The sequence below is a fragment of the uncultured Thiodictyon sp. genome (genome assembly GCF_903946935.1).
GTDB lineage: Bacteria > Pseudomonadota > Gammaproteobacteria > Chromatiales > Chromatiaceae > Thiodictyon.
Genome location: NZ_CAJAXH010000279.1, coordinates 1 through 13,850, shown reverse-complemented (window position 1 = coordinate 13,850; position 13,850 = coordinate 1). Strand labels below are relative to the sequence as shown.

Genomic DNA, 13,850 nt, shown 5'->3' with positions numbered 1-13,850 from the left:
GCGCAAACCGACTTCAAGCGAAACACAGGTGTATATTGCATCCGGACGCTTGCTTCTTCGGCAGATCTGCGATAATCAAACGCCGTATTTATTAGCCGTCAAGTGATCCTCTATCGCGAAATGGTTCCTAGACAGCCTCTTAACCGTTTCGCTCGGCCGCAATCAGCGCCAAGGCCCGCGGGAGCGCGTCCGCATCGTCGGTCAACCAATAACCACCGGACTCGGCGCGTAGCCAGGTGAATTGCCGTTTCGCCAGTTGCCGGGTGGCGACGATACCGCGGTAGCGCAGTTCATCGCGGCCGTAGTCCCCTTGGATGAACTGCAAGACCTGGCGATAGCCCACGCAGCGCATGGATGGCAGGTCCGCCCTCAGATCGCCGCGCGCCCATAGCGCCTGCACCTCCGCGATCAGACCGGCATCCAGCATCCCGTGGAAGCGTTGCGCGATGCGCTCATGCAGGGTCTGCCGGTCGGCCGGCGCCCGCACCAGCTTGAGCAACCGATAGGGCAGTTCGCCACCCGCCGCCGGGGCGCGTCGGATCAGCGCGCTCATGGGCTCGCCGGTAATGGCGTGGACCTCGAGCGCGCGTTGGATGCGCTGGGGGTCATGGGGGTGGACCAGGGCGGCAGTCGCCGGATCGAGCGCGGCCAAGCGGGCATGCATCGCCGGCCAGCCCAGGCGGGAGCCCTCATTGAGCAGGCCCTCACGGACCTCCGGGTCGGCCTGGGGCAATGGCGCCAGCCCCTGTTGCAGGCCCCGGAAATACAGCATGGTGCCGCCTACCAACAAGGGGATGCGGCCCGCGGCGGTGATCTCGGCCATGGCGGACAGGGCGTCTGAGCGGAAGCTGGCGGTCGAATACGACTCGCTGGGCTCCAGGATATCGATCAGCCGATGGGGCGCTTGCTCAAGCACCGCCGCACCCGGCTTGGCGGTGCCGATGTCCATGCCCCGGTAGATCATGGCCGAATCCACGCTGACGATCGCGCACGGCAGGCGCCGCACCAGTTCGAGCGCCAGCGCGGTCTTACCGCCCGCGGTGGGGCCCATCAGCAAGATGGCCAGCGGGCGGGGGGCCGCGGCCGGCCCGGTGTCCAAACCTGAAGACTGAAAACCTCTGGACGATCGATCTATCATCTGAAATCCGGCAATGGCTCACGCCAAGGCGCCAAGCTCGCCAAGAAAAATAATTGGGTAGACTCAACCTCCAGATCAGTCGCCAGATGGCTGGCCAAACGCTGATAACGCACTGAAACACCTTGGCGAGCTTGGCGCCTTGGCGTAACACAGATCCTTTCTGAGGTGATTGGAAAATGACCGGCTGGCGTGCTGCGGCTAGCGGCCCCGCGAGAACAACCGATCGAGCTCCGTCTGGCTCAACTGGACCCAGGTCGGCCGGCCGTGGTTGCATTGGTCGGCCCGCTCCACCTGTTCCATGGCGCGCAACAGTGCGTTCATCTCATCCAGGGTGAGGCGTCGGTTGGCCCGCACCGCCCCGTGACAGGCCATGGTGGACAGCACGCGATTGACCTCCTCGCTCACCCGTTCGGACGCCCCATGCACCGCCAGATCGGAGAGCAGGTCGCGCACCAGGCGCTCCGCATCGGCATCTCGCAGCAGTGCCGGGACCTCACGCACCGCCAGGGTCCCCAGCGCCAGCCGGTCGACCACCAGGCCCAGCCCCGCGAGGGTCTCCCGCTGGGCCTCCAACAGGTCCGCCTCGCGCGGGCTCACCTGCAGCGAGACCGGCACCAACAGTGGCTGACTGATGATGCGCCCGGCACTCCAGGCCGCCTTGAGTTGCTCGTAACCGATACGCTCGTGGGCGGCATGGATGTCGACGATGATCAGGCCCTGGGCGTTCTGGGCCAGCAGATAGATGCCGCTCAATTGTCCCAGGGCGAAACCCAGCGGGGCCTCGACCGCCGACCCCCGGTCATCGGGCTGCGCCGCCACTGCGCCGGGTGCCGCTGGGCGCTGAAAGTTGAGCGCGGCGCAATACAAACCAGCCGAACGGTCTCCGATACCCAGCCCCAGACGACCGGTCTGCGGCGGCGGGCCGGACCTGGACGCGTGCGGTTCCGGCACCGTTGGGGTCGGCGCCAGTAAAGGCGACTGGAAGGAGGCCGGAGTCGGCTCCGCCGTACCCAGGCTCCCGGCGGCCAGCCGGCGTTTAAGCACGCTGAAGATGAAATCGTGAACCTGACGCCCCTCGCGGAAGCGCACCTCCTGCTTGGTCGGGTGTACATTCACGTCCACCAAGCGCGGCGGGAGCTCCAGAAAGAGTACATACGCCGGGTGTCGGGCCTGGTGGAGCACATCGCTGAAGGCCTGGCGCACCGCATGGGTCACCAGTTTGTCGCGCACCATGCGCCCGTTGACATAGAAAAACTGCTGGTCCGCCTGCCCGCGGGAGAAGGCCGGGCGCAACACCCAGCCGGACAGGCGCAGGGCCACCGCCTGTTCATCCAACCACAGGGCCTGCTCGCCAAAGCCCGCGCCGAGCAGGGCGTCCAGGCGCGCGCGGATGCGCACCGGGTCGGCCCCCGCCGGGACCAGGTCCAACACCGCCCGACCGTTATGGCGCAGGCGCACCCCCACCTCGGGGCGGGCCAGGGCGATGCGCCGCACCACCTGCTCCAGGTGCCCGAATTCGGTCTTATCCGTACGCAGAAACTTGCGCCGCGCCGGGGTGTTGTAGAACAGATCGCGCACATCCACGGTGGTCCCGGGCGGGTGCGCGGCGGGTCGCAACTCCCCCGGGAGGCCATCCGGCCCCACTGTCAGCTCATGGCCGGCGCCCTCCCCCGCCGCCCGGGAGGTCAGGGTCAGGCGGCTCACCGAGGCAATACTCGGCAGGGCCTCCCCGCGAAAACCGAGCGTCTCCACCGCCTCCAGTTCGGTCAGGACCCCGAGCTTGCTGGTGGCGTGCCGGGCCAGGGCCAGGGCGAGCTGGCCGGGCGGGATGCCGCGCCCGTCGTCACGCACCCGCAGGCGCTTGCTGCCGCCCTGCTCCACCTCGATCTCAATGGCGGTCGCACCGGCATCCAGGCTGTTTTCGATCAGTTCCTTGGCCACCGCGGCCGGGCGCTCCACCACCTCCCCAGCGGCAATCTGATTGACCAAATGACTGGGAAGAACACGGATCGCTTGGACGCGCACCTCCGCCACGGGCACACTGGGGTCGGTTAGGTGCGTCAATGATTCAGCCATTGCCCGATCCGCTGTCTGGCGCGGCAGCGGCGTCCGGATCCGGGTCGGCACTCGCGGGACGCCCCGCGCTCTGCACCCGGTAGCGGTGGAAATATTGCTTGATTCCCGTCATGATGGCCGCCGCCAGGCGTTGCTGTTCGGCGCCGTTGCGCAGTCGCGCCTCCTCGTCCGGATTGCTGATAAAGGCCGTCTCGATCAGCATCGAGGGGATATCCGGGGACTTGAGCACCACGAACCCGGCCTTCTGAACGCGCCCCTTGTGGGTAGCGCCGAGCCGGCTCAGATTGTTGAGCACGGCGCCGGCGGCCTGCACGCTGCGCTCCAGTGCGGCGTTCTGGACCATATCCAGGAGCACCGTCGCGAGTTGGTCGTCGCGTTCAGCGAGATCCACTCCGCCCACGCGGTCGGCACTGTTCTCCTTGTCGGCCAACCACTTGGCTGCCTCGCTGGTGGCACCGCTGCGCGACAGGGTAAACACCGATGAGCCCTGCGCCTGCGGGCTCTCGAAGGCGTCGGCATGGATGGAGATGAAGAGGTCCGCCTCGTATTTGCGCGCCTTGCGGATGCGCGCACGCAACGGTACAAAGGTGTCGCTATCGCGGATCATCAGCGGGCGCATCCCCGGCTCCTTGGCCACCAGGGCGGCTAGGCGCCGGGCGATGGCGAGTGTCACGTCCTTCTCGCGGGTCCCGTGAGCGCCGATCGCCCCCGGGTCTTCGCCGCCATGACCGGCGTCGATCGCCACCACCAGGGTGCGGGTGGCCCGCCCCCGGGACCGGGCCCGGCCGGCCGCCGCCTTAGCCCCCGACTTGGGGATGAGCGCCACCACCAGCCGCTGGCCGTGATCGCCATCCGGCGCGAGGGGAAAGCTTTTCACGCGCACCGGCCGCTTGAGATCGAGCACGATACGCAGGTCGTCGCCCTCCCGGACCCCGCTGCGCAGCCCAGCCAGATTGGGGTCGTCCGTCGCGGCCTTGGGCAACTGACCGCTCAACTTCGTATCCACGATATCGACCACCACCCGGTCCGGCCCTTCCAGTACAAAGATCTGATGGGTGACCGGACCGCTCAAGTCCAGCACCAGCCGGGTCTGATCCGGGTCCGGCGCGATGCGCGCGCCAGTCACCGCGGCCGGTGCCGCGACCGCGGCGGACGGCAGGAAGGTCAGCAGGATCGGCAGCAGGATGGCGAGCAGCGGCGTCACGGCTTGGCTCCACAGGGCAGCAGGCAAATGAGATCCGGAAGATAGCATGGTCAAGGCACGTTTTCAGGATCATACACCGTCAATGGCCGCGGCGAGGGTCTTGACGGCCAGGATGTCCAGCCCCTCCACCCCCTCCTTCGGGACATTGCCGGCCGGCACGATGGCCCGGCGGATGCCGTGTTTGGCCGCCTCCCGCAACCGATCCGGGCCGGCCGGGACGGGCCGCACCTCGCCCGAGAGCCCCACCTCGCCGAAGGCCATCAGGTCCAGCGGCAGGGGCCGGTCGCGATAACTGGAAAGGACCGCCAACACCACCGGCAGGTCGGCCGCCGTCTCGCCGATGCGCACCCCACCCACCACGTTGACGAACACATCCTGGTTGAACATCCCCACCCCACCGTGGCGGTGCAGGACCGCCAGCAGCATCGACAGCCGATTCTGGTCCAGCCCCAGCGCGACGCGGCGCGGGTTGGCGAGCGGGCTCTCATCCACCAAGGCCTGCACCTCCACCAGCATCGGCCGGGTGCCCTCGCGTGTCACCATCACCAGACTGCCAGGCACCGGTTCGTCGTGGCGCGAGAGGAAGATCGCCGAGGGGTTCTTGACCTCCCGCAGCCCCCGGTCGCCCATGTGGAAGACCCCCAACTCATTCACCGCCCCGAAGCGGTTCTTGATCGCCCGCACCAGGCGGAAGGGGCTCCCCGCCTCCCCCTCAAAATAGAGCACCGTATCGACCATGTGCTCCAGCACCCGCGGCCCGGCCAGCGCCCCCTCCTTGGTGACATGCCCCACCAGAAAGACCGCCGTGTCGGCCCGCTTGGCAAAGCGCACCAACTGCGCCGCGGTCTCCCGCACCTGACTGACCGAGCCCGGGGCCGAGGGCAGGAGATCCGTATAGAGCGTCTGGATGGAGTCCACCACCATCACCCGCGGCGACTCCCGTTCCGCTAAGGCCAGCACGCGCTCCACGCAGGTCTCCGCCAGCAGCCGCACGCCGGTCCCCGTGACCCCCAAGCGACGGGCGTGCAGGCCGATCTGCTGGGGGGACTCCTCCCCGGTCACATAGAGCACCGATTGGCTCGCCCCTAGCGACTCGCATGCCTGGAGCAACAGGGTCGATTTGCCGATCCCCGGGTCGCCGCCCAGCAGCACCACCGAGCCGTTCACCAGGCCGCCGCCCAGCACCCGATCCAGTTCGCCGATCCCGGTGCCGATGCGCACCCGCTCCTCAGGTTTCAGGTCCGCCAGGGACTGGATCTCGGACTCGGCCGCGCCGACCGCGCCGGCAAAGCCGCCGCGGAAGGCGCCGCGGTGCGCGGACGCTATCGGCCGCGCGATCTCTTCCACACTGTTCCAGGCCCCGCAGTCGGCGCACTGCCCGCTCCATTTCGGCTGCGCCGCCCCGCAGGCATTGCAGACATAAGCGCCGCGGGGCTTCTGGGGTCCGGTGGCCATGGGTGGTGGTTCGCTCCTCAAAGCGTCCTGGCCACACGGAAACCGGCATCTGGGCTGCGCACGCTGGCGCCATCCCGGTTGCGCAACGCGGAGTGCAGGAGCCACGGGGCGTCGCGCCAGGAACCCCCGCGCACCACGCGCCGCCCACTGGCTGCGCACGCATCGCGCCATTCCGAACCAGTCTGCGGGGCACCCGTATAGCCCTCATGCCAACAATCCTGTACCCATTCAACGACGTTGCCGTGCATGTCGTACAGACCCCAAGGGTTGGCGGGATAGTGGCCTACCGTCTGAGTCTTGCCTAGATAGACCCCGGTGTTGTCACCGCAGCCGGTATCATCTGCGCCGGTACCGTTGCAGTTGGCCAGATTGGTATTGATGCAATTACCGGTGCTGAAGGCGGTCGTGGTCCCGGCACGGGCGGCATACTCCCATTCGGCCTCGCTGGGCAGTCGATAGGCCTTGCCGGTCTGGCTACTGAGCCATCTGACATATTGTTGGGCGTCGCTCCAAGAGACATTGATGACCGGGCGCTGACCCCGCCCCCATCCCGCATCGCTTGGACGGTGGCTACAACCGCCGGCCGCTTGGCAGGCGTCCCATTCGTCGAAGGTCACTTCGTACTTCCCCAATTCAAAGGCAGCGACCTGCACCCGATGGGCGGGCCGCTCCTCGTCGCCGCACTGCTGCTCGTCCGGCTGGCAGCCCATGGAGAAGCTACCGGCGGGGATGAGGACCATCTCCGGCTCGACCACCGACTGGTGCTCAACCGGGTGGCGCTCCACCGCGGGTATCGGACGGACCTTGGGTGCCAGCGGCGGCCGCTGCGGCTTGGGTGCCGCGGACTTGCGCTGCGGCTTGGATGCCGCGGGCTTGCGCTGCGGCTTGGCCGGCGCGGTTTGTCGCTCGTACTGCTCCATCAACCGGCGCACCTCCGGGTCTTGCTCCGCGGCGACGCTCACCATCGGCAACGTCAGACCCGGCAGCATCAAACCCAGCACCCAATCACGTACAGTCATCGCTCGCCCTCATCATCTACTCGTTAGACTGCCCATCGATCGAATTGTCTTGACCTGCCAGCCGCTGCCGCAGATCGGCAACCTCGGGGGCCTGCGGGTCCCACTGCTTCATATCGTCATAGACCAGCTTGGCCTTGTCTGTACGGCCCTGCTCCAGAAAGGCGCGGGCAGCGGCCAGCAGTTTGACGCTCCGCTCCCGCCGGAAGGCAGCCACCGCCCCTTCGCGATCCCAGGTCTTCGCATCATCCAGCGCCCGCAGCGCAGCCGCGATCTTGCGTTTTTCCAATAACCCCTGGGCCGCCGCCAAATGGAGTTCCAGCTTCTTCCGGCTGGCCTGACGGACCACCCCCAACGCCTTCTCTGCCTCCGCCCGGTGTCCGCACCCATTCGGCCCACAGTCATCCAGATAGATGCGATACCCGTCCTCGGTAGCGTCCTTGCGCGCAGCCTCAAAGGCCCGCGCGTCGTCGGCTTGCCGTTCATCCGCGCTCTGGCGCTCCCGGGCCTCGCGCTCCGCCACCAAACCCTGCAGGCGTTGTTGTGCCTCCGCCCGGTGCCCACAGCCGTTGACCGCGCAGTTGGCCAGATAGGTGTGATACCCCGCTTCGCTGCTGGCCCCCAGTGCGATCTGGTAGGCCCCATCATCGGCGTCCTGGGCGTTCTTGGGCGAAAAGAACCAACCAGCGAACCCCGCGGCAACGGCCACGAGGAGCACGGCGCCGCCGATGACCCAGGGCCGCCCGCCGGAGCGCGCTTGACCAGCCCCCCCCCCGGCGACGACCGGCCAGCGCACCAAGAGGTCATCCAGACTCGCCGGCCGACGTGCCGGATCGGGCTCCAGCATCGCGGTCAGCCAGGGCCGCAGAACCGGCGGCACCCAGCGCACATCGGGCGCACCCTGACGGGTCAGCACGGCCGCCTCCAAGGTCGTGCCCATCTTCAGCGGCCGACCCAGGGCGGCAGCGGCCAGCACCAGCCCGAGACTATAGATGTCTGAACGCGCATCCACCTTGCCGCCGAACATCCCGAACTGCTCCGGGGCGGCGAACAGGTGCTTACCCACGAAGGACGATCCGATGATGCTATCCGTTCCGGGTTCAGTGAGTTTGCTCAACCCAAAGTCGATCAGCTTGGCGGCGGCGACTCGACCGCCCGGCAGGATCACGTTGTCCGGAGAGAGGTCCCGATGCACGGCCCCCTGGCGGTGGGCCTCCGCCAACCCAGCGGCGAGTCGGTCGCGCAGGATCAGGACCTCGTCCACCGGCAACGGACCCTGGTGAATCCGCTCCGCGAGCGAGGGGCCGTCCGCATACTCCATGATCAGATAGTCGCGACCCTCCTGGTCCTGGACGAAGCCGTCGTAACTCACCACGGCATTGTGGCGCACCCCGCGCAGGACCCTGGCCTCCCGGTAAAAGAGGTCCATCGCCTGGCGGTTGGCCACCATGAAGGACCGGATCACCTTCACCGCATGCAGGGTGCCGAGCTTGGCATGGCGGGCCAGGTAGACCTCGCCCATGCCGCCGCCCCCGAGTTGCCGTTCGACCCGGTAGGTGTTGGCCAACAGGGTGCCCGGGGGGATGTCGCAGGGGGAGGCCAGATCGGCGGTGAATCTTGGGGAGGAAACGGCAGAGGGCATCGTGGAGCCGGTCACGGACGGTTCGGGGCGGCGCTCCGGCCAGGGGGCATCGGCTGGAATAGGGGGGTCCGCCAGGTGCGACGGGCTACCATCCACCGCCTTGTTCGCTTCGTCGTTCATCTGCCCCCGATCGCTGCGGTCACGTATGCCGTAAAATGACTGATCGCGCGCCGGGGCCTAAGACGGGGATGACCCCGCGCCCCCGCAACGCCGACTGGCCGGCCCAGACCGCCGCATTGTAGCCGGGACCGGACCTACCTGCCCGCGCGGCGACCGCCCGGAGTTGGCCCGCCAGGCGAGCCTTTTTGCCATCGGCAAGGGGCGCAGTGCGGGGGACACCGACGGCGGCCCCGAACTCCCGGCCGGGGTCGACGAGGGGCGGATGATGCAGGCATTGGCGTCCATGGCCCGCGAGATGGAGCATCTGGACAACGCGGACCCCCGCCAGGCGGCGCACCTGATGCGGTGCCTGTTCAACTGCGCGGGGAGGCAAACAGCGCGTGATGGACGCTGCGTCGACCGTGCCGTTCGCCCTCTTGTACGGGCGCCCCGGCCCCCATGTTACACTCACGCGCAATCCTCCAACCCGCAAATCGTAGCGCAACAGGACATGGCAACTCAGAAAACCTACCTCGTGATCTCCGCCTTGGGCGAGGACCACCCCGGCATCGTCAACCTGCTCTCCAAGGCGATCCTGGAGCAGGGCTGCAACATCGAAGACAGCCGCATGACCGTGCTCGGCGGGGAGTTCGCCGTCATGCTCTTGATCGAGGGCAAGTGGAACACCCTGGCGAAGATCGAGAACGCCATCCCCGAGCTGCAGCGCCAGCTCAACATGACGATCATCAGCAAGCGCACCGGCGAGCGCGCCACCGGCCGCAACCTGCTCCCCTACGCGGTGGACGTGGTCTCCATGGACCACCCGGGCATCGTCAACAACCTAGCCGGATTCTTTGCCGACCGGGCGATCAACATCGAAGACATGGCGACCAGCACCTATGCCGCCGCCCACACCGGCACCCCCATGTTTGCCGTACACATCACTGTCGGCATCCCCTCCGACATGCACATCGCCGGGCTGCGCGAAGAGTTCATGGACTATTGCGACGGGCTCAACCTGGACGCAGTGCTCGAGCCGCTCAAGGGGTAACGGCCATGGCCGCGCCCGACCCCGCCCTCCCCCAATCGGGGAGGGAGACTTGTTAAAGTACGTTGGTTGAAGCGATAGCCAGAGGATAAACCCATGCCTACCACGCTCGGCGAAGCCGTCCCAGACCTCGAACTCAAGACCACCGGCGATCGCACCGTCAAACTCTCCGACTATCGCGGCCAGCACCTGGTGCTCTATTTCTACCCCAAGGCCAGCACCCCCGGCTGCACCCAGGAAGGGCAGGACTTCCGGGATGCGGCCGACGCCTTCGCCGCCGCCGAAACCGTCATCCTCGGCGCCTCCCGAGATGGCCTGAAGGCACAGGAGAACTTCAAGGCCAAACAGGGCTTCCCCTTCGACCTCATCGCCGACACCGACGAGGCCCTGTGTCGGGCCTTCGACGTGATCAAGCTGAAGAAGATGTATGGCAAGGAGAGCCTGGGCGTGGAACGCAGTACCTTCCTGATCGACTCCACCGGTGTGCTGCGCCAGGAGTGGCGGGGCGTCAAGGTGAAGGGGCATGTGGATGAGGTGCTCGCCGCGGCGCGCGCTCTGTAAATGATCAAACGCGACCACGACAAGACCTGCCTCTTTGTACTCGACACCAATGTGTTGATGCACGACCCCACCTGCATCTTCCGCTTCAAGGAACACGACGTATTTCTGCCGATGGTGGTCCTGGAGGAGTTGGATCAGGGCAAGAAGGGCCTGTCCGAGGTGGCGCGCAATGTCCGTCAGGTGAGTCGCTTCCTCGACCAACTGCTGTGCAACGCGGACAAGGAAGCGATCGACGCCGGCCTGGCCTTGGGCCCCATCGCCGCCGGTGGCGGCGGTCTCATCGCACCCGCCGCCGGGCGCCTGTTCTTTCAAACCCAGCCGATGGACCTCAAGCTCCCGGAGGCCCTGCCGGGGAGCGGGGCGGACAACAACATCCTCGGCACCGCCCGCGCCCTGCACGATCTGCGGCCCGAGCGTCAGGTCATCATCGTCTCCAAGGACATCAACCTGCGGATCAAGGCCGCGGTACTCGGCATCGCGGCCGAGGACTATGCCAACGACCAGGTCTTGGACGATGCCGCGCTCCTCTACACCGGGGTGGAACAACTCCCGGACGCCTTCTGGTCGGAACACAGCAAGTCCATGGACTCCTGGAAGGAGGAGGGCCGCACCCTCTATCGCATCGGCGGCCCCGACGTCGCCCACTGGTATCCCAGCGAGTGCCTGTACAGCGATGACGACACCCGCTTCGAGGCGATCGTCCGCGAACAGCGCGGCGCGGCCGAGGCGGTCATCGAGGTGGTCACCGACTACCGCACCCCGCGCCACAATGTCTGGGGAATCAACGCCCGTAACCGGGAGCAGAACTTCGCGCTGAACATGCTGATGGACCCGGACCTGGACTTCGTCAGCCTGCTCGGCACCGCCGGCACCGGCAAGACGCTCCTGGCACTCGCCGCGGGTCTGGCCCAGGTGTTGGACCGCACCATCTACAAAGAGATCATCATGACCCGGGCCACGGTGCCGGTCGGCGAGGACATCGGCTTCCTGCCCGGCACCGAGGAGGAGAAGATGACCCCCTGGATGGGCGCACTGATGGACAACCTGGAGGTCCTGGCGCGGCCCGAGGGCGGGGATTGGGCGCGCGCCGCCACCCATGACCTGCTGAAGAGCCGCATCCGCATCCAGTCGATGAACTTCATGCGCGGACGGACCTTTCTCAATAAATACATCATTCTGGACGAGGCCCAGAACCTCACCGCCAAGCAGATGAAGACGCTGATCACACGCGCCGGGCCGGGCACCAAGGTGGTCTGTCTGGGCAACATCGGCCAGATCGACACCCCCTATCTCACCGAGACCAGCTCCGGTCTCACCTATGTGGTCGACCGCTTCAAACACTGGCCCCACGGCGGCCATATCACCCTGATGCGCGGGGAGCGCTCGCGGCTGGCGGACTTTGCCTCCGAGGCCCTGTGAGCGAGCACGTCCCCCTGCATCCGATCGCCACGGTTGTACTACCGCAAGCGTCGCCCCTCAGGCCGACCCCATGACCGACCCCGCCCCCCAGCCCCGGCGCACCAAGCGCCTGACCGGATGGATCGGCAATCTGCTCCTGGTGCTGGCGGTCGTCGTCGGCGTCCAATGGTGGCAGACACGCACCTTCGCCACCGGCGCGGCCCCACCGCTGGTGGGTGAGACGCTGGACGGCCAGACGATCAACCTCAAGGACCTGCGCGGCCGGCCGGTCCTGGTACACTTTTGGGCGACCTGGTGCCCGATCTGCAAGCTCGGCAACGGTGGCATCGACGCCATCGCGCACGACCATCGGGTACTCGCGGTGGCCATGCAGTCCGGCGGCGCCGCCGAGGTCCGCCGCTTCATGGCCGAACGGGGACTGAGCTTTCCGGTGGTCCTGGACCCCGACGGCGAGCTGGCCCGCCGCTGGGGCGTGGCCGGGGTGCCGGCGAGCTTCGTACTCGACCCCGCCGGGCAGATCGCCTATGCCACCATGGGCGCCAGCACCGAGATCGGACTGCGCGCCCGCTTGTGGGCCGCGGGCCGGTCGACCGTGGCGCCCCTAGCGGCGCCGACTTCATCCAAGCAAGAGCCTTTGTCCGCGCATGAACCCAACTAAACGCCACCCCCTACCGCGGCTGGGCCGCGTCGCCTGCGCCCTGAGCCTGGGCGCCCCGCTCCTGGCGCAGGGTGCGGTCCCCGCGCTGGGCACCGCGGACCTGAGCATCCACGCCGACGGCAGCACCGTCACCGTCGAACTCTCCGCCGCCGCCCAGACCCTGGTCGGATTCAGCGGTGCGCCGACTGACGCGGCAAGCCGCGAGGTCCTCAAGGTCGCGGAGGAAAACCTCAAACACGGCGAGGCCCTGGTGCGCTTCAACCCACTGGCCAGTTGCGTGCTGGACGACGCCAAGGTCGACGCCGACCCGCGCGAACACGAGGGCGAGGCCGGCATGGGGGCCAGCTACCGCTTCAACTGCCAGTTTCCCAAGTCATTCAGCTCCGCCGCACTGGGCATCTTCAGCGGCTTCAACGCACTGCAACGCGTCCATGTCCGTTATACCACCGCCGACGGCCAGGGCGCCGCGATCCTCACCCGCGAGAATCCAGTCGTCAACTTCGTGCCGTTGAAATGAGACCTTGACCCTCGCGACACCGCTGCGGCGGTGTCTGGCGCGCTGCGCCGCAGCCGCCATTCAACCTACAAAGAGCGGCTCTCACGCCAAGGCGCCAAGCTCGCCAAGGTTTTCCAAAACGTTATTGTCGTTCGGCGAGTCACCCGCAGGGTGATGCCGATGCTGCGCACATCTCGTTTTTCTTCTTGACGTCTTGGCGTCTTGGCGTGATCAACTGCCGGATCTAGGTTCAATGATGGTCGAGCCTAAACCAGGCCTGCGCATCATAGGGTACCCGTCCAGGGGCCATTTTCCCCTGATATGATGGCACCTCGCGAAACCCGCCCACCAGCACCTTTTCAACGCTCACACCCGTAATCCGGTATCCGCCAGTGGCCAGCACTGCCGCCACTGGCGCCAACAACTCTTTATTAAATAAGACTTGGGCGACATAGCGATTGATATCCAGGGCCGCCGGCCGCCCTTTCTTGGCATTCCATCCGCCATCCCGGTAGGCAGCGGTGGCCAGATACTGCGATAACCATGGGTAGTCGACCAGCCGACCGATAAATAGCGATGAATAGGTCCCGGTGAGCCGCGGCGCCGCGTCTATTGAGAATGCCGCATTGAGAACAGACACCATGGCGTCTTGGTCTATCCGACAACCCTGACCGCGCGGATGAACCGCGCGCAGCCTTAGGGTCTGCCACTGCTCGTTTGATTCAACCGCAAGCTCACACCCCCCGGCTCGCGTTGAAGCAATCACCGACTCTTCGGCCAACACGATAGTCCAGGACAAAGACAGGACCAGCATCGCGGGAAGAACCGCTCTCACCTATCAAGTCGCGCTAGATCGCCGGGACCGTGGTCACAGTACCAAACTGGCGGAAGTGGCCGTCAGAGGCTGTCTAAGAACCATTTTGAGATAGAGGCTTACTTAACGGCTAATAAATACGGCGTTTGATTATTGCAGATCTGCCGAAGAAGCAAGCGTCCGGATGCAATATAAACCTGTGTTTCGCTTGAAGTCGGTTTGCG

General features: G+C 66.6%; 12 protein-coding genes. 5 read left to right on the top strand and 7 right to left on the bottom strand.

Annotated elements, in window-relative coordinates; translation table 11 throughout:
- Positions 1-139: 139 nt before the first annotated feature.
- The 6 genes from miaA to QZX93_RS24505 all read right to left on the bottom strand — a co-directional run bounded on the left by miaA (position 140) and on the right by QZX93_RS24505 (position 8,651).
- Positions 140-1,051 (bottom strand): tRNA (adenosine(37)-N6)-dimethylallyltransferase MiaA, encoded by a 912-nt coding sequence (gene miaA, locus QZX93_RS24530; protein WP_295390329.1) that lies wholly within the window; start codon positions 1,049-1,051, stop codon positions 140-142.
- 285 nt (positions 1,052-1,336) lie between these two features.
- Positions 1,337-3,214 (bottom strand): DNA mismatch repair endonuclease MutL, encoded by a 1,878-nt coding sequence (mutL, locus tag QZX93_RS24525; RefSeq protein ID WP_295390300.1) that lies wholly within the window; start codon positions 3,212-3,214, stop codon positions 1,337-1,339.
- Positions 3,207-4,418 (bottom strand): N-acetylmuramoyl-L-alanine amidase, encoded by a 1,212-nt coding sequence (locus tag QZX93_RS24520; RefSeq protein ID WP_295390303.1) that lies wholly within the window; start codon positions 4,416-4,418, stop codon positions 3,207-3,209. The genes mutL and QZX93_RS24520 overlap by 8 nt, the downstream gene beginning before the upstream one ends.
- A 69-nt stretch (positions 4,419-4,487) precedes the next feature.
- On the bottom strand, positions 4,488-5,873 hold the full coding sequence (gene radA, locus QZX93_RS24515) for a DNA repair protein RadA (protein WP_295390305.1): 1,386 nt from the start codon (positions 5,871-5,873) through the stop codon (positions 4,488-4,490).
- A 17-nt stretch (positions 5,874-5,890) separates the two neighbouring features.
- Positions 5,891-6,892, bottom strand: coding sequence for a formylglycine-generating enzyme family protein (locus tag QZX93_RS24510; RefSeq protein WP_295390308.1), 1,002 nt, complete (start codon positions 6,890-6,892; stop codon positions 5,891-5,893).
- 16 nt (positions 6,893-6,908) lie between these two features.
- Complete coding sequence (locus QZX93_RS24505; protein ID WP_295390310.1) at positions 6,909-8,651, bottom strand: serine/threonine-protein kinase; 1,743 nt, start codon at positions 8,649-8,651, stop codon at positions 6,909-6,911.
- 490 nt (positions 8,652-9,141) lie between these two features.
- On the opposite strand from QZX93_RS24505, the gene QZX93_RS24500 reads away from it, so the two are divergent.
- The 5 genes from QZX93_RS24500 to QZX93_RS24480 all read left to right on the top strand — a co-directional run bounded on the left by QZX93_RS24500 (position 9,142) and on the right by QZX93_RS24480 (position 12,833).
- Positions 9,142-9,681, top strand: a complete 540-nt coding sequence (locus QZX93_RS24500; RefSeq protein WP_295390313.1) for a glycine cleavage system protein R — start codon at positions 9,142-9,144, stop codon at positions 9,679-9,681.
- Between the two features lie 93 nt (positions 9,682-9,774).
- Positions 9,775-10,239, top strand: coding sequence for a peroxiredoxin (locus QZX93_RS24495; RefSeq protein WP_295390316.1), 465 nt, complete (start codon positions 9,775-9,777; stop codon positions 10,237-10,239).
- Positions 10,240-11,658 (top strand): PhoH family protein, encoded by a 1,419-nt coding sequence (locus QZX93_RS24490; protein WP_295390318.1) that lies wholly within the window; start codon positions 10,240-10,242, stop codon positions 11,656-11,658.
- 70 nt (positions 11,659-11,728) lie between these two features.
- The gene (locus QZX93_RS24485) at positions 11,729-12,316 is read left to right on the top strand and encodes a protein disulfide oxidoreductase (RefSeq protein ID WP_295390321.1); all 588 of its coding nucleotides are present in this window, start codon (positions 11,729-11,731) and stop codon (positions 12,314-12,316) included.
- On the top strand, positions 12,303-12,833 hold the full coding sequence (locus QZX93_RS24480; protein WP_295390323.1) for a DUF2796 domain-containing protein: 531 nt from the start codon (positions 12,303-12,305) through the stop codon (positions 12,831-12,833). The genes QZX93_RS24485 and QZX93_RS24480 overlap by 14 nt, the downstream gene beginning before the upstream one ends.
- A 229-nt stretch (positions 12,834-13,062) precedes the next feature.
- Here QZX93_RS24480 and QZX93_RS24475 read toward each other — a convergent pair whose 3' ends face one another.
- Positions 13,063-13,626, bottom strand: a complete 564-nt coding sequence (locus QZX93_RS24475) for a hypothetical protein (protein WP_295390326.1) — start codon at positions 13,624-13,626, stop codon at positions 13,063-13,065.
- Positions 13,627-13,850 lie beyond the last annotated feature (224 nt).

Coding starts and splice junctions, on each gene's coding strand:
- QZX93_RS24500 (WP_295390313.1), top strand. CDS start 9,142: ATGGCAACTCAGAAAACCTACCTCGTGATCTCCGCCTTGGGCGAGGAC.
- QZX93_RS24490 (WP_295390318.1), top strand. CDS start 10,240: ATGATCAAACGCGACCACGACAAGACCTGCCTCTTTGTACTCGACACC.
- QZX93_RS24505 (WP_295390310.1), bottom strand. CDS start 8,651: ATGAACGACGAAGCGAACAAGGCGGTGGATGGTAGCCCGTCGCACCTG.
- radA (WP_295390305.1), bottom strand. CDS start 5,873: ATGGCCACCGGACCCCAGAAGCCCCGCGGCGCTTATGTCTGCAATGCC.
- QZX93_RS24495 (WP_295390316.1), top strand. CDS start 9,775: ATGCCTACCACGCTCGGCGAAGCCGTCCCAGACCTCGAACTCAAGACC.
- mutL (WP_295390300.1), bottom strand. CDS start 3,214: ATGGCTGAATCATTGACGCACCTAACCGACCCCAGTGTGCCCGTGGCG.
- QZX93_RS24475 (WP_295390326.1), bottom strand. CDS start 13,626: ATGCTGGTCCTGTCTTTGTCCTGGACTATCGTGTTGGCCGAAGAGTCG.
- miaA (WP_295390329.1), bottom strand. CDS start 1,051: ATGGGCCCCACCGCGGGCGGTAAGACCGCGCTGGCGCTCGAACTGGTG.
- QZX93_RS24480 (WP_295390323.1), top strand. CDS start 12,303: ATGAACCCAACTAAACGCCACCCCCTACCGCGGCTGGGCCGCGTCGCC.
- QZX93_RS24485 (WP_295390321.1), top strand. CDS start 11,729: ATGACCGACCCCGCCCCCCAGCCCCGGCGCACCAAGCGCCTGACCGGA.
- QZX93_RS24510 (WP_295390308.1), bottom strand. CDS start 6,892: ATGACTGTACGTGATTGGGTGCTGGGTTTGATGCTGCCGGGTCTGACG.